Source organism: Streptomyces sp. NPDC048604, from assembly GCF_043199435.1.
Taxonomy (GTDB): domain Bacteria; phylum Actinomycetota; class Actinomycetes; order Streptomycetales; family Streptomycetaceae; genus Streptomyces.
On the sequence record NZ_JBICVX010000014.1, the window covers coordinates 35,450 to 60,882 of the forward strand.

Annotated in this window: 25 protein-coding genes; 17 read left to right on the forward strand and 8 right to left on the reverse strand. The window is 73.5% G+C overall.

The window, feature by feature from the left end; all coding sequences use genetic code 11:
* The first annotated feature begins 1 nt into the window (after window position 1).
* The 4 genes from ACGFMM_RS26815 (at window position 2) to ACGFMM_RS26830 (ending at window position 3,841) form a co-directional block, all read left to right on the forward strand.
* Complete coding sequence (locus ACGFMM_RS26815) at window positions 2-1,591, forward strand: ABC transporter permease (RefSeq protein WP_393649009.1); 1,590 nt, start codon at window positions 2-4, stop codon at window positions 1,589-1,591.
* On the forward strand, window positions 1,588-2,634 hold the full coding sequence (locus ACGFMM_RS26820; protein ID WP_393649010.1) for an ABC transporter ATP-binding protein: 1,047 nt from the start codon (window positions 1,588-1,590) through the stop codon (window positions 2,632-2,634). The genes ACGFMM_RS26815 and ACGFMM_RS26820 overlap by 4 nt, the downstream gene beginning before the upstream one ends.
* A gap of 141 nt (window positions 2,635-2,775) precedes the next feature.
* Entirely contained in the window at window positions 2,776-3,144 is a 369-nt protein-coding gene (locus ACGFMM_RS26825) for a hypothetical protein (protein ID WP_393649011.1), read from the forward strand.
* 118 nt (window positions 3,145-3,262) lie between these two features.
* Entirely contained in the window at window positions 3,263-3,841 is a 579-nt protein-coding gene (locus ACGFMM_RS26830) for a Type-2Aa cytolytic delta-endotoxin (protein WP_393649012.1), read from the forward strand.
* On the opposite strand, the gene ACGFMM_RS26835 is transcribed toward ACGFMM_RS26830, so the two are convergent.
* Window positions 3,798-4,250 carry a hypothetical protein gene (locus tag ACGFMM_RS26835; protein ID WP_393649013.1) on the reverse strand — a complete coding sequence of 151 codons (453 nt, stop codon included), beginning with the start codon at window positions 4,248-4,250 and terminating at the stop codon, window positions 3,798-3,800. The two genes, ACGFMM_RS26830 and ACGFMM_RS26835, sit on opposite strands and share 44 nt — an antisense overlap.
* Window positions 4,251-4,504: 254 nt before the next feature.
* Window positions 4,505-5,452 (reverse strand): MurR/RpiR family transcriptional regulator, encoded by a 948-nt coding sequence (locus ACGFMM_RS26840; protein WP_393649014.1) that lies wholly within the window; start codon window positions 5,450-5,452, stop codon window positions 4,505-4,507.
* A 155-nt stretch (window positions 5,453-5,607) separates the two neighbouring features.
* Between ACGFMM_RS26840 and ACGFMM_RS26845 the strand changes: the two genes are divergently transcribed.
* The 4 genes from ACGFMM_RS26845 (at window position 5,608) to ACGFMM_RS26860 (ending at window position 8,275) form a co-directional block, all read left to right on the forward strand.
* Entirely contained in the window at window positions 5,608-5,991 is a 384-nt protein-coding gene (locus tag ACGFMM_RS26845) for a cell division protein SepF (RefSeq protein ID WP_393649015.1), read from the forward strand.
* Window positions 5,992-6,116: 125 nt separating this feature from the next.
* Window positions 6,117-7,265, forward strand: a complete 1,149-nt coding sequence (locus ACGFMM_RS26850) for an ATP-binding protein (RefSeq protein WP_393649016.1) — start codon at window positions 6,117-6,119, stop codon at window positions 7,263-7,265.
* Window positions 7,262-7,642, forward strand: a complete 381-nt coding sequence (locus ACGFMM_RS26855; RefSeq protein WP_393649017.1) for a nucleotide pyrophosphohydrolase — start codon at window positions 7,262-7,264, stop codon at window positions 7,640-7,642. Before ACGFMM_RS26850 ends, ACGFMM_RS26855 begins: the two co-directional genes overlap by 4 nt.
* Before the next feature lie 126 nt (window positions 7,643-7,768).
* The gene (locus ACGFMM_RS26860) at window positions 7,769-8,275 is read left to right on the forward strand and encodes a DUF6099 family protein (protein ID WP_393649018.1); all 507 of its coding nucleotides are present in this window, start codon (window positions 7,769-7,771) and stop codon (window positions 8,273-8,275) included.
* Between the two features lie 23 nt (window positions 8,276-8,298).
* Here ACGFMM_RS26860 and ACGFMM_RS26865 read toward each other — a convergent pair whose 3' ends face one another.
* Complete coding sequence (locus tag ACGFMM_RS26865; protein WP_393649019.1) at window positions 8,299-8,535, reverse strand: hypothetical protein; 237 nt, start codon at window positions 8,533-8,535, stop codon at window positions 8,299-8,301.
* A 274-nt stretch (window positions 8,536-8,809) separates the two neighbouring features.
* Between ACGFMM_RS26865 and ACGFMM_RS26870 the strand changes: the two genes are divergently transcribed.
* The 7 genes from ACGFMM_RS26870 to argF all read left to right on the forward strand — a co-directional run bounded on the left by ACGFMM_RS26870 (window position 8,810) and on the right by argF (window position 18,195).
* Window positions 8,810-9,733 (forward strand): LLM class F420-dependent oxidoreductase, encoded by a 924-nt coding sequence (locus ACGFMM_RS26870; protein WP_393649020.1) that lies wholly within the window; start codon window positions 8,810-8,812, stop codon window positions 9,731-9,733.
* A 4-nt stretch (window positions 9,734-9,737) separates the two neighbouring features.
* Window positions 9,738-10,652 (forward strand): homocysteine S-methyltransferase, encoded by a 915-nt coding sequence (mmuM, locus tag ACGFMM_RS26875; protein WP_393649021.1) that lies wholly within the window; start codon window positions 9,738-9,740, stop codon window positions 10,650-10,652.
* A gap of 24 nt (window positions 10,653-10,676) precedes the next feature.
* On the forward strand, window positions 10,677-12,158 hold the full coding sequence (locus ACGFMM_RS26880; protein ID WP_393649022.1) for a 3' terminal RNA ribose 2'-O-methyltransferase Hen1: 1,482 nt from the start codon (window positions 10,677-10,679) through the stop codon (window positions 12,156-12,158).
* Entirely contained in the window at window positions 12,155-14,725 is a 2,571-nt protein-coding gene (locus tag ACGFMM_RS26885; RefSeq protein ID WP_393649023.1) for a polynucleotide kinase-phosphatase, read from the forward strand. The genes ACGFMM_RS26880 and ACGFMM_RS26885 overlap by 4 nt, the downstream gene beginning before the upstream one ends.
* Before the next feature lie 217 nt (window positions 14,726-14,942).
* Window positions 14,943-15,722: a hypothetical protein gene (locus ACGFMM_RS26890; RefSeq protein WP_393649024.1), complete on the forward strand. Its 780-nt coding sequence runs from the start codon at window positions 14,943-14,945 to the stop codon at window positions 15,720-15,722.
* 112 nt (window positions 15,723-15,834) lie between these two features.
* Window positions 15,835-17,067: an arginine deiminase gene (locus tag ACGFMM_RS26895; protein WP_393649025.1), complete on the forward strand. Its 1,233-nt coding sequence runs from the start codon at window positions 15,835-15,837 to the stop codon at window positions 17,065-17,067.
* Window positions 17,068-17,184: 117 nt separating this feature from the next.
* Window positions 17,185-18,195, forward strand: a complete 1,011-nt coding sequence (argF, locus tag ACGFMM_RS26900) for an ornithine carbamoyltransferase (RefSeq protein ID WP_393649026.1) — start codon at window positions 17,185-17,187, stop codon at window positions 18,193-18,195.
* A 16-nt stretch (window positions 18,196-18,211) separates the two neighbouring features.
* Here argF and ACGFMM_RS26905 read toward each other — a convergent pair whose 3' ends face one another.
* Window positions 18,212-18,655 (reverse strand): ATP-binding protein, encoded by a 444-nt coding sequence (locus ACGFMM_RS26905; RefSeq protein ID WP_393649027.1) that lies wholly within the window; start codon window positions 18,653-18,655, stop codon window positions 18,212-18,214.
* Window positions 18,656-18,900: 245 nt separating this feature from the next.
* Here ACGFMM_RS26905 and ACGFMM_RS26910 point away from each other — a divergent pair, with 245 nt between their 5' ends.
* Both ACGFMM_RS26910 and ACGFMM_RS26915 read left to right on the forward strand, forming a co-directional pair.
* Entirely contained in the window at window positions 18,901-19,728 is an 828-nt protein-coding gene (locus ACGFMM_RS26910; protein ID WP_393649028.1) for an enoyl-CoA hydratase family protein, read from the forward strand.
* Window positions 19,713-22,082 (forward strand): bifunctional salicylyl-CoA 5-hydroxylase/oxidoreductase, encoded by a 2,370-nt coding sequence (locus ACGFMM_RS26915; protein ID WP_393649029.1) that lies wholly within the window; start codon window positions 19,713-19,715, stop codon window positions 22,080-22,082. The genes ACGFMM_RS26910 and ACGFMM_RS26915 overlap by 16 nt, the downstream gene beginning before the upstream one ends.
* Here the strand turns inward: ACGFMM_RS26915 and ACGFMM_RS26920 are convergent.
* From ACGFMM_RS26920 to ACGFMM_RS26935, 4 genes are read right to left on the reverse strand one after another with little or no spacing between them, the layout of a single operon-like run.
* The gene (locus ACGFMM_RS26920) at window positions 22,060-22,506 is read right to left on the reverse strand and encodes a hypothetical protein (protein WP_393649030.1); all 447 of its coding nucleotides are present in this window, start codon (window positions 22,504-22,506) and stop codon (window positions 22,060-22,062) included. The two genes, ACGFMM_RS26915 and ACGFMM_RS26920, sit on opposite strands and share 23 nt — an antisense overlap.
* The gene (locus ACGFMM_RS26925; protein WP_393649031.1) at window positions 22,491-22,886 is read right to left on the reverse strand and encodes a hypothetical protein; all 396 of its coding nucleotides are present in this window, start codon (window positions 22,884-22,886) and stop codon (window positions 22,491-22,493) included. The genes ACGFMM_RS26920 and ACGFMM_RS26925 overlap by 16 nt, the downstream gene beginning before the upstream one ends.
* Complete coding sequence (locus tag ACGFMM_RS26930; RefSeq protein WP_393649032.1) at window positions 22,883-23,722, reverse strand: PaaX family transcriptional regulator C-terminal domain-containing protein; 840 nt, start codon at window positions 23,720-23,722, stop codon at window positions 22,883-22,885. Before ACGFMM_RS26930 ends, ACGFMM_RS26925 begins: the two co-directional genes overlap by 4 nt.
* Before the next feature lie 4 nt (window positions 23,723-23,726).
* Window positions 23,727-25,340 (reverse strand): AMP-binding protein, encoded by a 1,614-nt coding sequence (locus tag ACGFMM_RS26935; RefSeq protein ID WP_393649033.1) that lies wholly within the window; start codon window positions 25,338-25,340, stop codon window positions 23,727-23,729.
* Between the last annotated feature and the right edge of the window lie 93 nt (window positions 25,341-25,433).

Below are 25,433 nucleotides of genomic sequence, written 5' to 3' on the forward strand. Positions count from 1 at the left end.
CGTGACCTCACCGGAGCGTTCCGCCCCGGCCCGTCGCGACCCCCGCCCGGCGAGCGCACCCGCGCCCGCCGGGCGGCGGCGCGCCGGAAGCCGGCCCGGCTGGATCCTGATCGTGCCCGCCGTGGCGGCCGCCCTGCTCGCCGTGCTGCCGCTGGGCTATCTGGCCGTCCGCGCGCTCGAACACGGCCCGGCGTACGCCTGGGACGTCGTCGCCGACGACCGCACCGCCGAACTCCTGCTGCGCAGCCTCGCCCTGACGGTGACCGTCGTCGCGGCCTGCCTGGTCATCGGCGTCTCGCTGGCCTGGCTCACGGTCCGCACCGCCCTGCCCGGCGCCCGCGCCTGGTCCGTGCTCGTCACCCTGCCGCTGGCGGTGCCCAGTTACGTGACCGCCTTCGCCTGGCTGTCCGCCGCGCCGTCGCTGGCCGGCTACACCGGCTCCGCGCTCGCGCTCACCCTGGCCAGCTTCCCGTACGTGTACCTGCCGGTCGCCGCCGCACTGCGCGGCACCGACCCCGGGCACGAGGAGGTCGCCCGGTCCCTCGGCCACGGCCCGCTGCGCACCTTCCTGCGCGTCACCCTGCCGCAGCTGCGGCCCGCCGCCGCGGGCGGCGGACTGCTCGTCGCGCTGTACGTGCTCTCCGACTTCGGCGCCGTCTCGCTCATGCGGTACGACACCTTCACCCTCGGCATCTACACCTCGTACCGGGCCAGCTTCGACCGCACCCCGGCCGCCGCGCTCAGCGCCGTCCTCGTCGTCATGACCGTCGCGCTGGTCTACGCCGAGACCCGCACCCGCGGCCGCGCCGACTACGCCCGCACCGGAACCGGCACCGCGCGCCGGGCCGTGCCGGCCGCCCTCGGCCGGTGGCGGGCGGTCGCGCTCGGCTGGTGCGGCGGCCTCGTCGCCGCGGCCGTCGGCTTCCCGCTCACCGTCCTCGGCTACTGGCTCGTCGTCGGCACCTCCGCCACCTGGGACCCGGCCGGCCTCACCTCCGCCGCGCTCACCACCCTCGGCGTCGCCGCCGGCGGCGCGGCGCTGACCACGGCGCTCGCGCTGCCGGTCGGCGTGATCGCCGCCCGCCACCGCGGCCGCCTCGCCCACCTGCTCGAACAGGCCGCGTACGCGGGCCACGCGGTGCCCGGGATCACCGTCGCGCTCGCGATGGTGTTCTTCGCCGTGCGGTACGCGCGTCCGCTCTACCAGGAGACGCCGCTGCTGATCTGCGCGTACGCGGTGCTCTTCCTGCCCGTCGCGGTGGCCGCCACCCGGGCCGCGGTGCTCCAGGCGCCGCCCGTCCTCGACGACGTCGCCCGCGCCCTCGGCCGTACGCCCTTCGGCGTGCTCCGCGAGGTGACCGTGCCGCTCGCCGCGCCCGGCATCGCGGCCGGGGCGGCGCTCACCTTCGTCGTCTGCATGAAGGAACTCCCCGCCACCCTGCTGCTGCGCCCCACCGGCATGGACACCCTGGCCACCCGGCTCTGGACGGAGACCGGCACCGGCTCGTTCGCCGCCGCGGCCCCGTACGCCGCCGCGCTGATCCTGCTGGCCGCCATCCCCTCCTACCTCCTCGGAAGGCACCGCTCATGAACGACCTTCAGGTGGCCGGCGTGGTCAAGGCGTACGGCCCGGGCGCCGCGCCGGTCCTCGACGGGCTCGACCTGACCGTGCCGGGCGGCGCGCTCACCGCCGTCCTCGGGCCCTCCGGCTGCGGCAAGACGACGCTGCTGCGGGTCGTCGCCGGCTTCCTGCGCGCCGACGAGGGGACCGTGACGGTCGCCGGGCGGACGCTCGGCGGCCCCGGCGTCCACCTGCCGCCCGAGCGGCGGCGGATCGGCATCGTGCCGCAGGAGGGCGCGCTCTTCCCGCACCTGAGCGTGGCCCGCAACATCGCCTTCGGCCTCACCGGAGCCGACCGGGCCGTGAAGCGCTCCAGGGTGTCGGACATGCTGGACCTGGTCGGCCTCGCCGGCTACGGCGACCGCATGCCGCACGAGCTCTCCGGCGGCCAGCAGCAGCGCGTCTCGCTGGCCCGCGCGCTCGCCCCCGAACCCCACCTCGTGCTGCTCGACGAGCCGTTCAGCGCGCTGGACACCGGGCTGCGCGAGGCCGTACGGGCCGATGTCCGCGCCGTGCTCCGGGCCACCGAAGCGACCGCGGTGCTGGTCACCCACGACCAGCAGGAGGCGCTGTCCACCGCCGACCTGGTCGCCGTGCTCCGCGAGGGCCGGGTCGCCCAGTGCGCGGCGCCGGAGGAGCTGTACCGCCGGCCGGCCGACCCGTGGGTGGCCTCCTTCGTCGGCGACGCCGTCTTCCTGCCCGGCGAGGCCGAGCGGGACGCGGTCCGTACCGCCCTCGGCACCATCCCGCTCGACTCGGCGCCCGCCGGGCTCACGTTGGGCACGGTCCTGCTGCGCCCCGAGCAGCTCCAGGTCACCGCCGTGGACGCGGCCCCCGCCAAGGGCACGGTGACGGACGTCCGCTTCCTCGGGCACGACGCGCTCCTGGCCGTCTCGGTCGACGGCCTCGCGGAACCGCTGACGGTACGGTCCCCGGGCCCGATCCCGGCCCGGCCGGGCGACCGCGTCGGCATCACGGTCACGGGCGAGGCGACGCTGCACCCGGCCATATGACGGAGCGTCACTTCCCGATGCTTCCAGGACGCTCCTGAGCGTCGTTCCGGCCATGCCCGGGCGGAACGATTCGCTTCGCCGGCGGCAGGCGGTAGACCGGTGCCCCACCGAGACCGACACCGACTCACAGGGGGACGTGGCATGAGGACGAGACGAGCGGCGGCGACGCTCGCCGCGCTGCTGATGACCGCCGGGCTCACGACGGCGGCCACGGGGACGGCGCAGGCGGCGGGGGAATGCGGCGGGACGCTCTTCGCCTCCGCCACGGGGAACAAGGGCAAGCTGCGACTGTACAAAGAGGGCGCCAACTACTGCGCGATCGTCTATCACACCGACGCGTACTGGGGTGTCTACCTGCCCACCGCCGTCCAGATCGTCCGGGCCGACGGCGGGCTCAGCCATCAGGACGACGGCAACTACCGCTACTACGCCGGCCCGGTTCGCATGGTCTCGTACGGCTTGTTCGCCTACGCGAGCGCCTGGGTCAACGGCGAACACCTGGTCACCTGACCTGCTCCTGCGGCGGGCGTCCGCCACGCGGGACGGCACTGCTCCTCGGCCGCGGTGATCGGCATACTGACCGCTCCCGATCACCGCTGCACCCGCAGTCGTACCCGCAGGAGGAAGCATGGCCGCGAGTTTCAGGACCGTCATCGAGGTGGGCGAGGAGCACCTCGAACAGGCCCGCGCCGTCGACCGGTTGTTCCAGGAGGCGATCGCCCCGGCGACCGTCAACTTCGACTTCGAGCACATCAGGGAGGCGGCCGCCGCCGTCCCCGACAGCGAGATCGTGCGGATGGTCCGGGGCTGGGGACTCCAGGAGAACGCCCCCGTCATGGTGATGGTGATGTCGCTGAAGGAGGCCGTCCGGCAGGCCCTGCCGCAGGAGTTCGCCGAGGCGGGCTTCTGGGAGACCGTCGAGCAGGAGCTCGTGACGGCGTTCACCGGCCTCGCCGCGCAGCAGGGCGGGCCGGGGCTCGCGTACTACGACGAGGGCCCCGACCGCACGAGTTACTACCGGGATCTGTTCTTCGCCCTCCAGGACGAGGAGACCGGCCGGCACCTGTACGCCATCGCGTTCTGCATCGACGTGACGCTGGGCGTGGACCGGGCCCGGGCCGAGGCCCTGGAGCTGACGGACGTGGTGCCGTTCGGGCTGCGCCTCAACGCGATCGTGCTGCGTCAGGAACTGTCGCTCGCGGCCTGACCTCGACACGCGCCGGCCCGCCGTCCCGGGCCGTGCCGCCTGTGCCGCCCGTGCGCAGCGCCTCGGTCACGAGGCGGACGCTGCGGGCCAGCCGTCCGAGATGGTCGAGCTCGATTGCGTACATCTGGATCGCGTTCTCGATCACGGGGACCGGCACACCGAGCGCGGGCAGTTCCGCCCGCGAGGTCTGCAGGGCCACCCGCACCGTCCGGATCTCCTGCTGGATCTGGAGCTGCGCGTGCCGCGCGAGCAGGACGGGGTGGCGGGAGAGCGGGGAGTAGCCGGCGTAGCGGGCCGGCAGGAGTTCGCGCAGCCAGCGGGTGGCGGTGCGCTCCCAGTCGCGGTTGCCGGGGGGCCGGACCTGCGAGGGCCAGTCGGCGTCGCCGACGGCGAAGAAGTTCGGGGACATCGTTGTCCGTTTCCGACGGGGTACGGGAGGGGCGCGGCGGCCCGGCCCAGGGGTTGGCCAGGGCCGCCGCGGAGGACACCAGGGGTCCGACGGATGAGGAGGGGGGTCGGTAGAGGCCCGGTGTCCTGGACAGTAAATATATATACTGTCGAGTAAGCAAGGGAATGAAAAATTTCATTCTGTTCGAGAGTCTGAATATGGGCCGTGAACCCCGCGTCCGTCCCGCCGGTTCCGGCCCTCAGTCGTCCAGTCGTTCAGTCGTCCAGGAAGAAGCTGTGCTGCTCCGCGGCCTGCTCGTATCCCTCCAGGCGTCGCTGGGTCCGTTCCGGATCGGCGTCCGCCATCGCCTGAAGCAGCGAGGCCGCCACCAGCTGCGGCGCCGCGTACGAGTCGAACACCAGCCTCGACCCCGTGGCCGCCGTGAAGACCGCGTCGGCCTCCTCCACCAGTGGACCGTGCGCCAGATCGGTGATCAGCGCGATCTTCAGCCCTATCCGCCGCGCCGCCCGCAGCGCCGCCAGCGTCTCCTGCGCGTGCCGCGGCATCGCGAACGCCAGCACCCAGCTGCCGCCCGCCTCCCGGGACTGCAGCAGCGTGTCGTACGAGACGCTGCCGCCCCGTGTCACCACCCGCACATCGGGGTGGATGCGCCGGGCCGCGTACGCGAAGTACTCCGCGAGCGACACCGAGATCCGCAGGCCGAGCACCGTCAGCGGCATCGAGCGCGCCAGCTCACGGCCGACGTCGAGCACCTGGTCGGTGTCCGCGAGGACCCGGCGCAGCGACTCCAGGTTGTCGATCTCCGCGTCCACGGCGGCCTGCAGCTCGTTGCCGCGGTCCGTCCGCAGATCGGCGGCCTCGGGCGCGGCGGCCACCGCGCTCAGCGCGATCGGCTGCAGCGCCTCGCGCAGCGCCGGGAAGCCGCTGAAGCCCAGCGAGGTCGCGAACCGCGTCACCGAGGGCTGGCTCACGCCCACCCGCTCCGCGAGATCCGTGATCGACAGGAAAGCCGCCTCGGTGAGGTGGTCCGTCATGTACTGCGCGATGCGCCGCTGGCCCGGGGACAGGCGGTGGCCGCCGAACAGGGCCCGGACCCGGTCCGCGGGGGCCGCTTCCGACTCGGACGCGGGTGGTCGTCCGCCCGGACGTCTGCCCGGGGTGATCGCGGCGGCCTGCGCGCGCGCCTGCTGATCTGATGGCACGGGGTGCCTCCCTCTGTGTCACGCTTCTGCCCAAGATAGTTCACCGGGGGTGACGGCGGAGGGCGTGCGGCACCAGGCGCGATGATCTTGTTTCGGCCGGCGGCGGGGTCGTGTCGCTGTTGGGCCGAACGGGTGAGGGACGCGAGGATGGGCGCATGAGTAGGTACGAGAGGTACGACGTCACCGACGAGCAGTGGGAGGGCCTCGCCCAGGTCCTGCCGCTGCGCGGACGTGACGAATGGCCGTCCAGGGTCGACCACGACATGATCCCCGACCGCTACGAGACGGTCGAGCAGCGCCGGATGGTGGTGCTCCGCGTCCAGGTCTTCGCCGACGCCCGCGAGGTCGCGGACTACCTCATCGCCCAGATCCCCGTGCTGCTCGACCTGACGAGCGCGGACCCGGACGTGGCCAAGCGGATCCTCGACTTCAGCAGCGGCGTCGTCTTCGGCCTGGGCAGCGGGATGCACCGGGTGGACCGCAACGTCTTCCTGCTCGCCCCGGCCGGCACCGAGGTCGAGGGCGCGGCGGAGGCGTAGGGGGCGTAGGAGGAGGCGTAGGGGACTCGTAGGGGGAGGCCCAGCGGGATCTCGTCCCTCGTACGGTGGAAGGTGGGCACGGTGGAACGGTTCGGCGTGCGGCGGCCGCCCTACGGTCCGTGTCCATGGACGCCACCCGCCCCTTGCCCATCTCCCGTCCCACCGTCACCGAAGTGCGGCTGTCCGCCTTCAAGGCGCATCGCTCGGCGGTCTTTCCGATCGGGCCGGTGACGCTGTTCGCGGGGGCGAGCGGCAGTGGCAAGTCCGGCGTGCTCCAGGCGTACGAGGCGCTGGCCAGGCTCGGCGCGGGCGACGAGCTCGGACGGATCTTCCCGGATCCGGCCGGCTGCGTCCCCGAGAGCGCAGGGCCGGACGCGCAGGGGCGGCGCGGCTTCCGCATCGGCTGCACGGTCGACGGTCCGGCCGGCCCGGCCCGGCTCGAACTCGCAATCCAGGCGGAGCCGGAACTCCGCGTCGTCGGCGAGCGGTTGACGCTCGGCGACCGGACGCTGCTGACGACCGCGCTGCGGGATCCGGGGCGCAGCAGCGTGCAGGCCGAGTGGCACACGGCTGGCGCGGTGCCCGTGACCCGCGCCCCGTTCCCGGACGACGTGCTCGGCACCGCCCTGCTGCCGCTGCGGGTCGCGGGGAAGACGGAGGGGCAGCGGCAGGTGCTGGCCGCCGCCGAACAGGTCGTCGTCGGGCTGCGTTCCGTCTTCGCCTGCGACCCGCAGCCGCACCGGATGCGCGTTCCCGCGGCGCGCGGCGAGGGCAGGCTGCGGCGCGGCTGCGACAACCTGGCGGAGGTACTGCACCGGACCCGGACCGGATGCCGGATGCGGCACGCCCGGCTCGCGGCCGTGGCGCGCGGCGGCTGCGCCGGGCCGGTGGCCGGGCTCGACGTCGAGGAACTGGCCGACGGGCGGGTGCGGGCGGTGCTCGCCCGGGACGGCCGGGGCGCCGTGGGCACGCCGCTGGAGCGGCTCGGCGAGGGGGAACTCCGGTACCTGGCTCTCGCGTTGGTCCTGTTGACGGGGCCGGGGGTGCTCGCGGTGGACCAGGTGGCCGAAGTGCCGGACGCGCTGCAGAGTCTGACCGTGCTCGCGGACGGCTTCGACCGCGGGCTGGATCCGCGGCAGTCCGGCGAACTGCTCGCACTGGCCGCCGAGATCTGCGCCGGCGGTCATCTGCGGCTGGTGGGGACGGCCGGGGCGGCCACGGCGGCCCGGGCGCGGGAGCTGCCGGGCGTCACGGTGGTAGACCTGGAGGCGTGACGGAACTGGATGTGGCGGGACTGCAACGGAGGCTGGCCGAGTTCGCGCGGGCGCGGGGTTGGGAGCCGTACCACACGCCGAAGAACCTGGCGGCGGCGCTGAGCGTGGAGGCGGCCGAACTCCTGGAGATCTTCCAGTGGCTGACACCGGAGCAGGCGGCGCGGGTGATGGAGGACCCGGACTCGGCGCATCGCGTGGAGGACGAGGTCGCCGATGTGCTGGCCTATCTGCTGCAGTTCTGCGAGGTGTTGGGCGTCGACGTGCTGGCCGCGCTGGCGGCGAAGATCGACCGGAACGAGGTGCGCTTCCCGGCCGGACGGCGCTCGGGAGGGGGCGCACGCCCCGTCACGGGGGAGGGCAGTCACTCTTCGGAGTGAGCCGCTTTTGCCGATCGAGCCTCCTGTCCACAGATTTCCGAATTCCTCTGGCTTTTGTGCTCGTACGCCCTCACGCTGGGTAGTGGACTCAGTGAGCAGTAAGTCGTACGAACGGGGGCGGCGTACATGGAAGCGGAGCGACTGATCGCGGCGGGACGGCACGCACTGGCGCAGAGCCGTGCGGCCCTGGACATCGTGGCGGAGGCCTGGCAGGCCCAGGCACTCGCCCAGGCGATCGGCAGTCATCTCGCGGTCCGCGGACCGCTGGAGCTGCGCGGCGAGGCACGGGCGCTGAGCGAGATCGGCGGCGGATGGGGAGTCCTGGACCACGCGGTGCTGCGCACCGGAGTGCCGCGTGCCGACCGGCTGTCGGAAGTGACGGATGTGCGCACGGCGTTGAACGCGCTGAGCGCGCTGCTCGGAGAGGTCGGCATCGCCCTCGTGGGGGTCGCCTGCGACACCGACGAGGAAGGGCTCTACTGGCAGTGCATCGAGGCGATCGACGCCGCCGACGAGTCCAACGACCGGGTGCGCGGCATGCTGCGTCGGCTCACCGTGCGCGAGCGCGGCAGGCCGCCCGATGCGGCACGGGGCCGCGCCGACCCGGCGGACTCGCCGGCGGGACCGTCATGACCGGGGCGGCGGCGCCGTGCCGGTCAGCGGCCGTCGTCGTCGGCGGGGGACGGGGAGCGCTCGGCCGAGGACTGCAGCTCGGCGTCGAGCTGGTTCAGGTCGGCGTTGAGCGCTGCCATCAGCTCCTCCATCTGCTGCAGCAGACCCTTGGGGGCGCCGCCGCTCTTCTGCTCGGGCACGGACTGCTGCATCGACTGCTGCACGGTCCGCTGCACCGGGTGCTGTGGCGTCGCCCGATCGGGCGCGGCTTCCTGGGACATGGCTGCCTCCTCGGCGCAGGCCCTCCCACCAGCGGGAAGGCCACAGGAACGTACGACGCGTCGGCAGCGGCCGCCGGCACGCGGGCCGGGCGGTCCGGCTCCGCCCGAGCCAACGACGGGCGACTGCGGAGGGTCACTGGCCGGGCCGGACGCGGCCCGCCAGGTGGTCGGATATTCACTCGACCGGGCAGCGGCGGGCCGGCCGCTGACGCAGAGGTTGACGCGCCCCGCGGCGACGACGGCGGCACGGGGCGGACACGTGCAGGATGGAGGTATGGATCTTCGGATTTTCACCGAGCCCCAGCAGGGGGCCGACTACGACACCCTTCTCGCCGTCGCCAAGGCCACCGAGGACCTCGGCTTCGACGCCTTCTTCCGCTCGGATCACTACCTCCGGATGGGCTCCGGCGACGGGCTGCCCGGTCCGACCGACGCCTGGATCACCCTGGCCGGACTGGCCCGGGAGACCAAGCGGATCCGGCTCGGCACCCTGATGACCGCCGGCACCTTCCGGCTCCCCGGCGTCCTGGCCATCCAGGTCGCGCAGGTGGACCGGATGTCCGGCGGCCGGATCGAACTGGGCCTGGGCGCGGGCTGGTTCGAGGAGGAGCACCACGCGTACGGCATCCCGTTCCCCAAGGAGAAGATCGGCCGGCTGGAGGAGCAGCTGGCGATCGTCACCGGGCTGTGGGAGACCGAGGTCGGCAAGACGTTCTCGTACGAGGGTGCGTACTACCGGCTCACCGACTCGCCGGCGCTGCCCAAGCCGGCGCAGGCGAAGGTTCCGGTGCTCATCGGCGGCCACGGCGCCAGCCGCACCCCGCGGCTCGCCGCCCGGTACGCGGACGAGTTCAACATCCCCTTCGGCTCGGTCGAGGACAGCGAGCGGCAGTTCGGACGGGTGCGGGCGGCGGCGCAGGAAGCGGGCCGCTCCGCGGACGACCTGGTGTACTCCAACGCCCTGGTGGTCTGCGTCGGCAAGGACGACGCTGAGGTCGCCCGGCGGGCCGCGGCGATCGGGCGCGAGGTGGAGGAGCTGAAGGCGAACGGGCTCGCGGGCACGCCCGCCGAGGTCGTGGACAAGATCGGCCGGTACGGCGCGATCGGCTCGTCCCGGATCTACCTCCAGGTCCTGGACCTGTCCGACCTGGACCAACTGGAGCTGATCTCCGGTCAGGTCCAGTCCCAGCTGGGCTGAGCCGATGCGTCCCGTCCGTGCACTGGCCGACGCGCTCGCCGGGGAGGTCCTCACCCTCGACGGCGGACTCTCCAACCAGTTGGAGGCGCAGGGCTGCGACCTGTCCGACGAGCTGTGGTCCGCGCGGCTGCTCGCCGACGGGCCGGAGCAGATCGAGGCCGCGCACACGGCCTATGTCAGGGCCGGAGCGCGGGTTCTGATCACGGCCAGCTACCAGGCCACCTTCGAGGGCTTCGCGCACCGGGGGATCGGCCGGCCGGAGGCGGCCCGGCTGCTGGCGCGGAGCGTGGAGCTGGCCCGGGCGGCCGGCGACCGGGCCGCCGGGGAGGTGTGGGTGGCCGGGTCGGTCGGGCCGTACGGGGCGATGCTCGCGGACGGCAGCGAGTACCGCGGGCGGTACGGGCTGAGCGTGCGGGAGCTGGAGCGGTTCCACCGGCCGCGGATCGAGGCGCTGGCGGCCGCCGGGCCGGACGTGCTGGCGCTGGAGACGGTGCCGGACGCCGACGAGGCGGAGGCGCTGCTGCGGGCCGCGGCCGGGTGCGGGGTGCCGGTGTGGCTGACGTACACCGTTGCGGGCGGGCGGACCCGGGCGGGGCAGGACCTCGCGGAGGCGTTCGCGCTTGCCGCGGGCGTGGAAGAGGTGACGGCGGTCGGGGTGAACTGCTGCGAACCGGCCGACGTCGGGCCGGCGGTGGAACTCGCCGCGCGGGCGACCGGGAAACCGGTCGTGGTCTATCCGAACAGTGGGGAGGTGTGGGACGCGCGGGAGCGCGCATGGCGGGGCGCTGGGACGTTCGACCCCCGGCGGGCCGGGCAGTGGGCGGCGGCCGGGGCGCGGCTCATCGGCGGCTGCTGCCGGGTCGGGCCCGACCGGATCGCCGAACTGGCCACCGTGGCGGAAAACCCCTGGTCGCCTTAGGGAAGGAGGGCAATACTCGGACGTGTGTTCCTGACGATCAGTACCACCGGTACTTCAGAGCGACCCGCGACCGACCTCGGCTTTCTGCTGCACAAGCATCCCGACAAGGCCCAGCGGTTCTCCACCGCGCACGGCACCGCTCATGTGCTGTACCCCGAGGCGACCGTGGAGCGGTGCACGGCCGCACTGCTCCTGGAGGTCGACCCGGTGGCCCTGGTCCGCGCCGGCCGCGGCAAGGGCCGGGGCGGCGCCCCGGACGCGGCGCTCGCGCAGTACGTGAACGACCGGCCCTACGCCGCCTCGTCGCTGCTGGCGGTCGCGCTCAGCTCGGTCTTCAAGACCGCGCTGCGCGGCACGTGCGAGCAGCGCCCGGAGCGGGCGGCGGAGCCGCTGCCGCTGCGCATCGAGGTGCCGGCGCTGCCGGCCCGCGGCGGTGCGGAGCTGGTGCGGCGGCTGTTCGCGCCGCTGGGCTGGAGCACGGTCACGGCCGAACCGGTGCCGCTGGACGGCGCGTTCCCCGAGTGGGGCGACTCCCGGTACGTCCGGCTCGTCCTGGAAGGGGAGCTGCGGCTCTCCGAGGCGCTGCGCCAGCTGTACGTGCTGCTGCCGGTCCTGGACGACGCCAAGCACTACTGGGTCGCCCCCGACGAGGTGGACAAGCTGCTGCGCGCCGGGGACGGCTGGCTCGCCGGCCACCCCGAGCAGAAGCTGATCACCAGCCGCTATCTGTCGCGGCGCTGGGGCCTGACCCGGCAGGCGATGGAGCGACTGGAACTGGTCCGGCTCGCCGAGGCCGACGACCTCGAGGTCGAGGACGTCGACAACGCGGTGGACGAGACCACGGACACCGAGGAGCAGCCGGTGCCGCTGGCCGAGCAGCGCCGGGAGGCGATCCTGGCCGCGCTGCGCACGGCGGAGGCCGGGCGGGTGCTCGATCTCGGCTGCGGGCAGGGTCAGTTGGTGCAGGCGCTGCTCAAGGACGTCCGGTTCACCGAGATCGTCGGTCTCGACGTGTCCGCCCGGGCGCTGGCGATCGCCGCCCGCCGGCTCCGCCTGGAGCGGATGGGCGAGCGGCAGGCCGCGCGCGTCAAGCTGATGCAGGGCTCGCTCGCGTACACCGACAAGCGGCTCACCGGCTATGACGCGGCCGTGCTCAGCGAGGTGATCGAGCACGTCGACCTGCCGCGGCTGCCCGCCCTGGAGTACGCGGTGTTCGGCTCGGCACGGCCCCGGACGGTGCTCGTGACCACGCCGAACGTCGAGTACAACGTGCGCTGGGAGTCGCTGCCCGCCGGACACGTCCGGCACGGCGACCACCGCTTCGAGTGGACCCGCGAGGAGTTCCGCGCCTGGGCCGACCGCGTCGCCGGACAGCACGGCTACCAGGTCGGGTTCGTGCCCGTCGGGCCCGACGACCCGGAGGTCGGACCGCCGACCCAGATGGCCGTGTTCACCCTGAACGCGGGCCGGAACGACGACACGAAGAAGGAGGACCGAGTCGCATGACCACCACGACCGATACGACCGACGCCGACGTTCCGGACGGCCGCGTCCTGCCCGTCACCGACCTGTCCCTCGTCGTGCTCGTCGGCGCCAGCGGCTCCGGCAAGTCGACCTTCGCCCGCAAGCACTTCAAGCCCACCGAGGTCATCTCCTCCGACTTCTGCCGCGGGCTCGTCGCCGACGACGAGAACGACCAGAGCGCCAGCCGCGACGCCTTCGACGTCCTGCACTACATCGCCGGCAAGCGGCTCGCGGCCGGCCGGCTCACCGTCGTCGACGCCACCAGCGTGCAGAAGGAGGCCCGCCGGCAGCTGGTCCAGCTCGCCCGCGAGCACGACGTGCTGCCCATCGCGATCGTCCTCGACATGCCCGAGTCCGTGTGCGTCGAGCGCAACGCCGCCCGGCCCGACCGCGCCCACCTGCCCCGGCAGGTCGTGCAGCGGCACCGCCGCGAACTGCACCGCTCGCTGCGCGGCCTGGAGCGCGAGGGCTTCCGCAAGGTGCACGTGCTGCGCACCGTCGAGGAGGCCGAGGCCGCCGAGGTCGTCCTGGAGAAGCGGTTCAACGACCTGCGCCACCTCACCGGGCCGTTCGACGTCATCGGCGACATCCACGGCTGCCGCTCCGAGCTGGAGACCCTGCTCGCGAAGCTCGGCTATGTGGACGGACACCACCCCGAGGGCCGCACCGCCGTTTTCGTCGGCGACCTCGTCGACCGCGGCCCCGACAGCCCCGGCGTGCTGCGCCGCGTGATGTCCATGGTCGCCGCCGGCGACGCGCTCTGTGTGCCCGGCAACCACGAGAACAAGCTGGGGCGCTGGCTCAAGGGCCGCAAGGTCCAGGAGACCCACGGCCTCGCCGAGACCATCGAGCAGCTCGGCCGGGAGAGCGAGGAGTTCCGGGCCGAGGTGGCCGCGTTCATCGACGGGCTCGTCAGCCACTACGTCCTCGACGAGGGCCGGCTGGTGGTCTGCCACGCCGGACTGCCGGAGAAGTACCACGGCCGCACCTCCGGCCGGGTCCGCTCGCACGCCCTGTACGGCGACACCACCGGCGAGACCGACGAGTTCGGGCTGCCCGTGCGCTACCCGTGGGCGGAGGAGTACCGCGGCCGCGCCACGGTGGTGTACGGCCACACACCGGTGCCCAGCACGTCCTGGATCAACAACACCATCTGCCTGGACACCGGAGCCGTGTTCGGCGGCAGGATGACCGCGCTGCGCTGGCCGGAGCGCGAACTCGTCGACGTGCCCGCCGAGAAGGTCTGGTACGAGCCCGCCCGCCCGCTGGCCGTCGAGGCCCCCGGCGGCCACCAGGGCCGGCCGCTGGACCTGGCCGACGTGCACGGCCGCCGGATCGTCGAGACCCGGCAGCTCGGCAACGTCAACGTCCGCGAGGAGAACGCGGCGGCCGCGCTCGAGGTCATGAGCCGGTTCGCCGTCGATCCGAGGCTGCTCGCCTACCTGCCGCCGACCATGGCGCCCACGGCCACCTCGAAGGAGGACGGCTACCTGGAGCACCCGGCCGAGGCGTTCGCGCAGTACCGCGCGGGCGGCGTCGGAAGGGTCGTGTGCGAGGAGAAGCACATGGGCTCCCGGGCCGTCGCCCTGGTCTGCAAGGACGCCGCCACCGCCCGCGAACGCTTCGGCGTGGGCGACGACGGCCCGACCGGCGCGCTGCACACCCGGACCGGACGGCCGTTCTTCGACGATCCGGCCGTGACCGAGCAGGTCCTGGAGCGGTTGCGCGCCGCCGTGACCGCCGCCGGGCTCTGGGAGGAGCTGGACACGGACTGGCTGCTGCTCGACGGCGAGCTGATGCCCTGGTCGCTGAAGGCCGGCGGGCTGCTGCGCAACCAGTACGCGGCCGTCGGCGCCGCCGCGGGCGCGGTGTTCCCCGGTGCGCTCGCCGCCCTGGAGGCCGCCGCAGCCCGCGGCGCGGACACCGCCGCCCTCGCGGACCGGCAGCGCGAACGGGCCGCGGACGCGGCCGCGTTCACGGAGGCGTACCGGCGCTACTGCTGGCCCACGGAGGGGCTCGACGGTGTGCGCTTCGCGCCGTTCCAGCTGCTCGCCGTCCGCGGCCGCTCGCTGGCCGACCGTCCGCACGACGAGCAGCTGGCCTGGCTGGACCGGCTCGTCGAGCACGACCCGACGGGTCTGCTCCAGGTCACCCGCCGGCTCGTCGTCGACACCGGCAACGAGGCCTCCCTGCGGGCCGGCGTCGACTGGTGGCAGGAGCTGACCGCGGCCGGCGGCGAGGGCATGGTCGTCAAGCCGCTCGCGGCCCTGGTCCGGGACGAGAAGGGCGGGCTCGTGCAGCCGGGCGTCAAGGTGCGCGGCCGGGAGTACCTGCGGATCATCTACGGACCGGAGTACACCCGTCCGGAGAACCTGGAGCGGCTGCGCAACCGCTCGCTCGGGCACAAGCGTTCGCTCGCCCTGCGCGAGTACGCCCTGGGCCTGGAGGCGCTGGACCGGCTCGCCGCCGGCGAGCCGCTCTGGCGGATCCACGAAGCCGTGTTCGCCGTACTGGCACTGGAGTCCGAACCGGTCGATCCGAGGCTCTGAAGCACCACGTCCCACGGGGGGCGCAGGGACGCCGATCACGGCGCTCCCCTGCGCCCCTCGTGCTCGTTGCGCGGATCATCGCCACCGCCTAGCGTTCTTCACCCCACTGCGTGACGCAGCGTCAACACGGTGACTGCGCACGGCGACCGAGGTGGGACCACACGCACACGAGACACCCGTGGCCGCGCTCTGTCCGGAGCAGCAGGGAGAGATCCGAGTGAGCAGTGCGGGAGTCATCACGGATACGGAAGCCGGCGCCGGAGCCCTCCACAGACTCGTCGTCTTCGGGGAGGCCGTGGGCTCCGGGACGCCGGGCACGGACGCCAGGAGGCGGCTGCGCCCGGCCATGTACGAGGCGTTCGGCGAGGCGTACGCCGCCGTCGGCCTCGAACCCGGCGCCGTCCGCCAGGAGGACCGCGGCGACGGCATCCTCGGCGCGCTCCGCCCCGACATGCCGCCCACCCTCATGGTCGGCCGCTGGATCGACACGCTCTACGAATGCCTGCGCGCGTACAACGCCGGCCGCGAGCAGCGGCTCAGGCTGCGCGTCGGCATGCACGCCGGACTCGTCCTCGACGACGGCCGCGGACTCGTCGGCCGCGCCGTGGACCTGGCCTGCCGGCTGTGCGACTGCCCCACCGCCCAGGAGATCATGACCGCCGACCCGACGGCGGACCTGCTCGTCGTGGTCTCCGGCCGGCTGTACGACAACGTGGTCGTCGAGGGCGGCCGCTACGTGGAACCGGGCCATTACCGGCCGGCCCGGGTGCGTTCCGGGGAGACCGACGAGAACGCCTGGTTCCACATCCCCCGCCGGCCCGCGCCCCCGCTCGACGAGCACGGCGCGGTGCTGCACGCGGGGTCCGAGACCGGCGGTGGACCGTCGACGGGGGACGGCCCACCGCCACCTCACGCCCAGGGGTACGACCCGCCGGCGGTGCCCCCCGGCTCCGGCGGCCCCACCTCGCTATCCAGCCGATCCTCTGCCCCGACATGACCGAAACCTGGTGTTCGCCCTGGTGGGCGGGCTGCTTCTCGTCTTCCTGCTCGTCATCGTTCTGATCGCGGTGCGATAGCGGTTCGCCGCCCGGCTCGGCCAGGATGGGCGCATGGGATTCCACGTCGATTCCGAGACCGGGCGGCTGCGCCGCGTCATCCTGCACCGCCCGGACCTTGAGCTGAAGCGGCTCACTCCGTCCAACAAGGACGCCCTGCTCTTCGACGACGTGCTCTGGGTCCGCCGGGCCCGCCAGGAGCACGACGGGTTCGCGGACGTCCTGCGGGACCGGGGCGTCGCCGTGCACCTCTTCGGCGACCTGCTGCGCGAGACCCTGGAGATCCCCGAGGCGCGCGCTCTCGTCCTTGACCGGGTGTTCGACGAGAAGCAGTACGGCCCGCTCGCCACCGAGCATCTGCGTGCCGTGTTCGACGCGATGGACACCCAGGAGCTCGTCGAGGCGCTGATCGGCGGCATGACGAAGCGGGAGTTCCTGGCCGGGCACACCGAGCCCAGCTCCGTCCGCTTCCATGTGATGGACCTGGACGACTTCCTCCTCGGCCCGCTGCCCAACCACCTCTTCACCCGGGACACATCCGCTTGGATCTACGACGGCGTGGCCATCAACGCGATGCGGCTGCCCGCCCGGCAGCGCGAGACCGTGCACTTCGAGGCGATCTACAAGCACCATCCGCTGTTCACCGGCCCCGAGGCCGGGCCGTTCCACCACTGGACGGAGGGCCAGGCCGACTACCCGTCCACCATCGAGGGCGGCGACGTCCTGGTCATCGGCAACGGCGCGGTGCTCATCGGCATGAGCGAGCGCACCACCCCGCAGGCCGTCGAGATGCTGGCCCGCGGGATGTTCGCGGCCGGCTCCGCCCGGACGATCGTGGCCCTCGACATGCCGAAGCGGCGGGCGTTCATGCACCTGGACACGGTCATGACGATGGTCGACAAGGACACCTTCACCCAGTACGAGGGCCTCGGCATGCTCCGCTCGTACACCATCGAGCCGGGCGCGGGCGCGCAGACGCTGCAGGTCAGCGACCATCCGCCGGAGCAGATGCACAGCGCGATCGCGGCCGCTCTCGGGCTCACCGGGATCCGGGTGCTGACGCCGACGCAGGACGTGCACTCCGCCGAGCGCGAGCAGTGGGACGACGGCTGCAACGTGCTGGCCGTGGAGCCGGGCGTGGTCGTGGCGTACGAGCGGAACGTCACCACCAACACCCACCTGCGCAAGCAGGGCATCGAGGTGATCGAGATCCCCGGCAGCGAGCTGGGCCGGGGCCGCGGCGGCCCGCGCTGCATGAGCTGTCCGGTGGAGCGGGACGCGGTGTAGCGGGGGAGAAAGGGACGGCCGGAGGGGAGAGGAAGGTGTAGCGCAGCTCACCGTATAAGAATGCTGAGTCATGTATAGAATTCCATGGTCCCGTCATCGGAAACCAGGAGCGCCACCATGGCCACGAACCTCATCGGCCGCCACTTCCTCAAGGAGCTGGACTTCACCGCCGAGGAGTTCCGCGGCCTGATCGCGCTCGCCGCCGAGCTGAAGGCGGCCAAGAAGGCCGGGACGGAGGTCCCGCGGCTGCGGGGCAAGAACATCGCGCTGATCTTCGAGAAGACCTCGACCCGCACCCGCTGCGCCTTCGAGGTCGCCGCCGCCGACCAGGGTGCGTTCACCACCTACCTCGACCCCGCGGCCTCCCAGATGGGGCACAAGGAGTCGGTGAAGGACACCGCCCGGGTCCTCGGCCGGATGTTCGACGGGATCGAGTACCGGGGCGACAGCCAGACCGCCGTCGAGGACCTGGCCGCGTACGCGGGCGTCCCGGTCTTCAACGGGCTCACCGACGACTGGCACCCCACCCAGATGCTCGCCGACGTGCTCACGATGACCGAGCACTCCGAGAAGCCGCTCTCCGAGCTGACCTTCGCGTACCTCGGCGACGCCCGCTTCAACATGGGCAACTCGTACCTGGTGACCGGCGCGCTGCTCGGCATGGACGTGCGGATCGTGGCCCCGCAGGCGTACTGGCCGACGGACGAGATCGTCGAGCGGGCGCAGGGGCTGGCCGAGGCCAGCGGCGCGCGGATCACGCTGACCGAGGACGTCGCGGAGGGCGTGCGCGGCGCGGACTTCGTGGCCACCGACGTGTGGGTGTCCATGGGGGAGCCCAAGGAGGTCTGGGACGAGCGGATCGCGGCGCTCGCGCCGTACGCGGTGACCATGGACGTGCTGCGCGCCACCGGCAACCCGGACGTGAAGTTCCTGCACTGTCTGCCGGCCTTCCACGACCTGGGCACGGCCGTCGGCCGGGAGATCCACGAGCGGCACGGCCTGGCCGAGCTGGAGGTCACCGACGAGGTCTTCGAGTCCGCCCACTCCGTGGTCTTCGACGAGGCCGAGAACCGGATGCACACGATCAAGGCCGTCCTGGTCGCCACGATGGCCGGCCCGACCGCCTGAGCCGCACGGCCAGGCTTCAGACCGCCGTACGCCGCCGCTGCGCCGGCACCCGGGGCAGCCGGAACCAGACCGCCTTGCCCCGGTCGGTCGGCCGGTGTCCGCAGGCCGCACTGAGCGTACGGATCAGCATCAGCCCCCGGCCGTGCTCCTGCCACGGGTCCGGCGGCTCGACCGGCCCCGGGGCGATCAGCTCGCCCGGCCGTGCGGGCAGGGGATCGTGCACCTCGACGTGACAGCCGGTCTCGCGCAGCTCCAGGACCAGCTCGAGCGGGCCCGTGCCGGCCGTGTGCTCGACGGCGTTGGCCACGAGCTCGGCGGTCAGCAGCTCCGCCGTGTCCTCGCAGGGGCCGGTGTCGAGCGAGGCGAGGGCGGTGCGGACCAGACACCGGGCCATGGGGACGGCCGCGGTGGTGTGCGGCAGCTCGAACCGCCAGGTGGGGGGCGGGGCGCTTGCGTCCATGACGGATCCGTTCGGGCCGGGTGGGGGGCGCGCCGGGGGCGGGTGCGCGAGGGGCGTCTCCTCCGGCCGTGACTTCGCCGTCCAGGACGTCCTGTTTTCAACCTTACCGGGGGTACTTCGCGGCCTCGGAGGCGGCCGGCCCGAGCCGCAGTATCGCGTGATCGTGACGACAGTCACGGCCGAGTGATACGCTCAGGACGGAGTCCGCCCTCGCACGCTCGCCCGCACCACGGGAGGCCGTCCGCATGAGCCCCTTCACCGGATCCGCGCCGCGCACCCAGGAATGGCGCCATCTGCGGCTCGCCGTCGACGACGGCGTCGCCACCGTCACCCTCGCGCGGCCCGCCAAACTCAACGCGCTGACCTTCGGCGCCTACGCCGACCTGCGCGACCTGCTCGCCGAACTCGCCCGCGAGCGCGCCGTCCGCGCGCTCGTCCTCGGCGGCGAGGGCCGCGGCTTCTGCTCCGGCGGCGACGTCGACGAGATCATCGGCGCGACGCTCTCCATGGACACCGCCCAGCTCCTCGACTTCAACCGGATGACCGGCCAGGTCGTCCGGGCGATCCGCGAGTGCCCCTTCCCGGTGATCGCCGCCGTGCACGGGGTCGCCGCAGGCGCAGGGGCCGTCCTCGCGCTCGCCGCCGACTTCCGCATCGCCGACCCCACCGCCCGCTTCGCCTTCCTCTTCACCCGCGTCGGCCTCTCCGGCGGCGACATGGGCGCCGCGTACCTGCTGCCGCGGGTCGTCGGGCTCGGCCACGCCACCCGGCTGCTCATGCTCGGCGAGCCGGTCCGCGCCCCCGAGGCCGAGCGGATCGGCCTGATCAGCGAACTCACCGAGGAGGGCGACGCCGGCGAGCGCGCCGCCGCGCTCGCCCGCCGCCTCGCCGACGGCCCCGCCCTCGCCCACGCCCAGACGAAGGCGCTGCTCACCGCCGAGCTGGACATGCCGCTCGCCGCCTCCGTCGAGCTCGACGCCGCCACCCAGGCGCTGCTGATGAACGGCGAGGACTACGCCGAGTTCCACGCGGCCTTCACCGAGAAGCGCCCGCCGAAGTGGCGGGGGCGATAGCGGTGCCGGGGCGGCAGCGCCCGCTGCGCATCGCCGTCGTCGGCGGCGGCCCCGGCGGCCTCTACGCGGCCGCGCTGCTCAAACGGCTCGACCCGGCCCGCGAGATCACCGTCTGGGAGCGCAACGCGCCCGAGGACACCTTCGGCTTCGGCGTCGTGCTCTCCGACGAGACCCTCGGCGGCATCGAGCACGCCGACCCCGAGGTGTACCGGGCCCTGCAGGACGAGTTCGTCCGCTGGGACGACATCCAGATCGTGCACCGCGGCCGCACCCTCACCAGCTCCGGGCACGGCTTCGCCGCCCTCGGCCGCCGCCGGCTCCTGGAGCTCCTGCACGCCCGCTGCACCGCCCTCGGCGTACGGCTCCGCTTCCGCACCGAGGCCCCGTCCGCCGCCGAGCTCGCCGCGACCCACGACCTCGTCGTCGCGGCCGACGGCGTGCACAGCCGCACCCGCGAACAGCACGCCGACGTTTTCCGGCCCCGGATCACCGCCCACCGCTGCCGCTACATCTGGCTCGCCGCGGACTTCGCCCTCGACGCCTTCCGCTTCGAGATCGCCGAGACCGAGCACGGCGTGATGCAGCTGCACGGCTACCCCTACTCCCGCCCGTCGCCCGACCACCACCCCTCAACGAGGCCCTTCGGGCCGCAGAATTCCTCAGGCTCCTCCACCGTCATCGTCGAGATGCGCGAGGAGGTCTGGCGGGCGGCCGGCCTGCACGAAGTGGACGAGCAGCAGTCCGCCGAGCGCTGCGCCAAGATCTTCGCCGAGACCCTCGGCGGCCGTCCGCTGCGCGGCAACAACTCCGCCTGGACCGCATTCCGCACCGTCGTCAACGACCACTGGTCCCACGGCCGTACGGTGCTGCTCGGCGACGCCGCGCACACCGCGCACTTCTCCATCGGCTCCGGCACCAAACTCGCTGTCGAGGACGCCCTCGCGCTGGCCGCCTGCGTCGAGGAACAGCCCACCCTCGACGAGGCCCTGGCCGCGTACGAGGCCGAGCGCCGGCCCGTCGTCGAGTCCACCCAGCGGGCCGCCGCGGCCAGCCTGCGCTGGTTCGAGGACCTGGCCCGCAATCTCGACCAGCCGCCGCGCCAGTTCGCGTTCAACCTGCTCACCCGCAGCCGCCGGGTCACCCACGCCAACCTGAAGCTGCGGGACCCGCACTTCACCGACACCGTCGAACGCGACTTCGGCTGCCCGCCCGGCACCCCGCCCATGTTCACGCCGTTCCGGCTGCGCGGACTGACGCTGCGCAACCGGGTCGTCGTCTCGCCCATGGACCTGTACGTCGCCGAGGACGGCGTTCCCGGCGACTTCCACCTCGTCCACCTGGGCGCCCGCGCCCTCGGCGGCGCCGGACTCGTCATGACCGAGATGGTCTGCGTCAGCCCCGAGGGGCGGATCACACCCGGCTGCACCGGCCTGTGGACCGACGAACAGGCCGCCGCCTGGTCCCGGATCGCCGACTTCGTCCACGCGCAGGCCCCCGGCGCCGCGTTCGGCGTCCAGCTCGGGCACTCCGGCCGCAAGGGCTCCACGAAACGCATGTGGGAGGGCATCGACCAGCCGCTTCCGGCCGGCAACTGGCCACTGGCCGCCGCCTCCCCGCTGCCGTACCGGCCCGGGATCAACCAGACCCCGCATGCCCTGGACCGCGCCGGTCTCACCGCCGTCCGCGAGGAGTTCGCCGCAGCCGCCCGGCGCGCCGCCCGCAGCGGCTTCGACCTGCTCGAACTGCACTGCGCCCACGGCTACCTGCTGTCCGGCTTCCTCTCCCCGCTCACCAACCACCGCACCGACGCCTACGGCGGCCCGGTCGAGAACCGCCTCCGCTTCCCCCTGGAGGTCTTCGACGCGATCCGTGAGGTCTGGCCGGAGGACCGGCCCATGACCGTCCGCATCTCCGCGACCGACTGGACCGAGGGCGGCACCGCCCCCGAGGACGCCGTCGCGATCGCCCGCGCCTTCGCCGCGCACGGCGCCGACGCGATCGACGTCTCCACCGGCCAGGTCGTCCCCGAGGAGCGGCCCGAGTACGGGCGCTCGTACCAGACCCCGTACGCCGACCTGATCCGCAACACCGTCGGCGTCCCGGTGATCGCGGTCGGCGCGATCTCCTCCTGGGACGACGTCAACTCGCTGCTCCTCGCGGGCCGCGCCGACCTGTGCGCCCTGGCCCGCCCGCACCTGTACGACCCGCACTGGACCCTGCACGCCGCCGCCGAACAGGACTACACAGGCCCCGCGGCCCCCTGGCCCGACCCGTACAAGGCGGGCAGCCGCAGGCCTCCGACCGGCCGCACGGACGCCCCGAAACCCCGGCTCAGTCTCGGCCCTCGCCCGTGAGACAGGCGTGGCACAGGCAGGCGTCGGGGTGCGGACCGGAGTGGTAGGTCAGCCGCTGCTCGCGGGCGACCCGCTCCAGTTTCAGAGCCAGCTGCTCCGCCGCCTCCTGCTCCACCGCGTGCCAGTCGTACCGGCGCAGCACCGCGGGCGCGTGCACCAGCTTCGCCCGGAAGGTGTGCAGATGCCGGGTGGGCATCTTGATGGTGATCCACCGCCCGTTGTGCCGGCCCCGTCCCACCGCCTCCAGCTGCTCGTCGCCGAAGCCGGGGTAGGTGCCGATCACGTACACCTTCGCCCCGCCCTTGAACGCCTTGGTGCCGGGGCGCAGCTCCTGTCCGAAGTCGCCCCACCGCCGCCACCGCACCACGTTCGCGGCGACCAGCCAGGTCGGCTCCCACGGCCCGTCGCTCACCTCGGCAGCCATGCCGGCCACCACGCGGGCGCACCGCCGGCCGGGCAGAGCCCGGAGCCGGACGGCGACGCATGGGCGGACAGGTACCACCAGGCCAGCGCCGCCACCGCGAGCAGCACCACGGCCACCTGCGCCGAGGCCCGCGTCGAACGCGGTCCGCGCACGGTCGCCCAGCGGGCCAGCGCCACGGCCGACACGGCGATCCCCGCCGCCGCGGCCGACACCAGCAGCAGTTCCGCGTCGGGCGCGAGTCGGTGCGGCGCGCCGGAGGCGCCGCAGGACGCGCGCGCCCAGGCCGCCACCGTGCTCGCCCCGTAGGCGGCGAGCACGCCGGCCAGGGCCGCCGCTCCCCACGACAGCCACTGCAGCCGGGAGCCGGGGTGTGCGCTCATGACTGCTCAGGACGGTCCGCGGCGCCGTCCGGTTGCACGAACCGCGCCCCCGCGTCCCGCAGCCGGGCGTGCAGGGCCGCGAAGACCTCCGCCGAGCGGGAGCCCGGCCAGCCGGCCGGCAGGAGCTCGGGCGGGAGCCCCGGGTCGATGTAGGGGAGGCGGCGCCAGGAGTCGAGAGTGCGCAGGTAGTCCTGGTACGCGTCCTCCGCCGGGGTGTCCGCGCGGGCCTCCCAGGCGTGCAGGACCGGCTCGTGGACGGCCAGGAAGTCCTCGTGGGCCTTGGCGATCGCCGCCAGGTCCCACCAGCGGCCCACGGCCTCCGCCGTGGCCGCGAAGCCCAGGTGCTCGCCGCGGAACAGGTCCACGTACGGGTCCAGGCGCAGCCGCTCCAGGACGTGGCGGGTCTCGTCGTACAGCCGCGCCGGGGCGATCCAGACGCCGGGCGCGGCGGTGCCGAAGCCCAGGCCGCCGAGGCGCGAGCGGAGCAGGTGCCGCTTGTGCCGCTCCGACTCGGGCACCGAGAAGACCGCGAGGACCCAGCCGTCCGACAGCGCCGGCTCCGTGCGGGCGTAGATCCGGCGGTCGCCGTCGTCCAGGAGCTGTCGGGCCTCCGCGGACAGGGCGTAACCGGCGGCTCGGCCGGCCGTGCGCGCGGGCAGCAGCAGCCCGCGGCGCTTCAGCCGGGACACCGAGGAGCGCACCGACGGCGCGTCCACCCCGAGCACGCCGAGCAGCCTGATCAGCTCGGCCACGGGGAGCGGCGCGTCGTCGGGGGTGCGCCCGTACGCGCCGTACAGGGAGACGATCAGGGAACGGGGAGTGTGCTGCTCGGCCACCCGATCACTCTAGATCGCGCAGCCGGTAGCGCTGCAGCTTCCCCGTCGCCGTACGCGGCAGGGCGTCCAGGAAGACGATTTCGCGGGGGCATTTGTACGGTACGAGCCGGGTCTTCACGAAGTCGCGCAGCGCGTCCGCCGTCCGGGTGTCCCCGGGTACCCCGTCCCGCAGCACCGCGTACGCCACCGCGATCTGGCCGCGCAGCTCGTCCGGCCGGCCCACGACCGCCGCCTCCAGCACGTCCGGATGGGCCAGCAGCGCCTCCTCGACCTGGGGTCCGGCGATGTTGTACCCGGCGGAGACGATCATGTCGTCGGCCCGGGCCACATAGCGGAAGTATCCGTCCGGATCGCGGACGTACGTGTCGCCGGTGAGGTTCCAGCCGTCGCGCACGTACTCGGTCTGCCGCGGGTCCGCGAGATAGCGGCAGCCCACCGGGCCGCGGACCGCGAGCAGGCCCTCCTCGCCGTCCGGGACCGGCTCGCCGGCCGCGTCGACGACCCTGGCCTGCCAGCCGGGGACGGGGACGCCGGTGGTGCCGGGGCGGATGTCGCCCTCGGCGGCCGAGATGAAGATGTGCAGCAGCTCGGTCGCACCGATCCCGTTGATCAGCCGCAGCCCGGTCCGGTCCCGCCACGCCTCCCAGGTCGCGGCCGGCAGGTTCTCGCCGGCCGAGACGCAGCGGCGCAGCGAGCCGAGGTCGTGCCCGTTCATCTCGTCGAGCATCACCCGGTACGCGGTGGGCGCGGTGAACAGCACGCTCACCCGGTGCTTCGCGACCGCTTCGAGCAGCTGCCGCGGCCCGGCCTGTTCGAGCAGCAGGGCGCTCGCCCCGGCCCGCATCGGGAAGACCACCAGCCCGCCGAGCCCGAAGGTGAAACCGAGCGGCGGGCTGCCCGCGAACACGTCGTCCGGGCCGGGCCGCAGCACCTGCGCGGAGAAGGTGTCCGCGATCGCGAGGACGTCCCGGTGGAAGTGCATGCAGCCCTTGGGCCGCCCGGTCGTCCCGGAGGTGAAGGCGATCAGCGCCACGTCGTCCGCGGCCGTCGGCACGGCCTCGTACGTCTGCGGCTTGCCGATCGCCAGGGACAGCAGGTCGTCCGGCGCGTCGCCGCCGAAGGCGGTGACCCGCAGCCCGGGCACCTCCGCCTTCACCAGGTCGTCGACGCTGCGCACGTCGCACAGCGCGTGCGTGACCCGGGCCATCTCGCACATCACGGCCAGTTCCCCGGGCCGCTGCTGGGCCAGCACGGTGACGGCCACCGCGCCGGCCTTCATCACGGCCAGCCAGCAGGCCGCCAGCCACGGCGTGGTCGGGCCGCGCAGCAGCACCCGGTTGCCGGGGCGGACGCCGAGGTCGTGGTCGAGCACATGGGCGATCCGGCTCACCCGTTCGCGTAGCTCGCCGTACGTCCAGACGGCGCCGGCCGCGTCGCGGAAGACCGGCCGGCCGGCGCCGAAGCGCTCCGTGGTGCGGTCGAGGAGTTCGGTCCCGCAGTTGAGCTGCTCCGGATAGCGCAGCTCGGGCAGATCGAAGTGCAGTTCCGGCCACTGCCCGGCGGGCGGCAGATGGTCGCGGGTGAAGGTGTCCTGGTGCGCCGAGGGTGTCAGCTCCATGGTTTTCGCCCCTTGTCGTGGTGGGGTCGCCCAACGAGCGTATCGTGATGGTGACGACAGTCAACGGTGCGCGATAGACAGTGATTGCGCGAT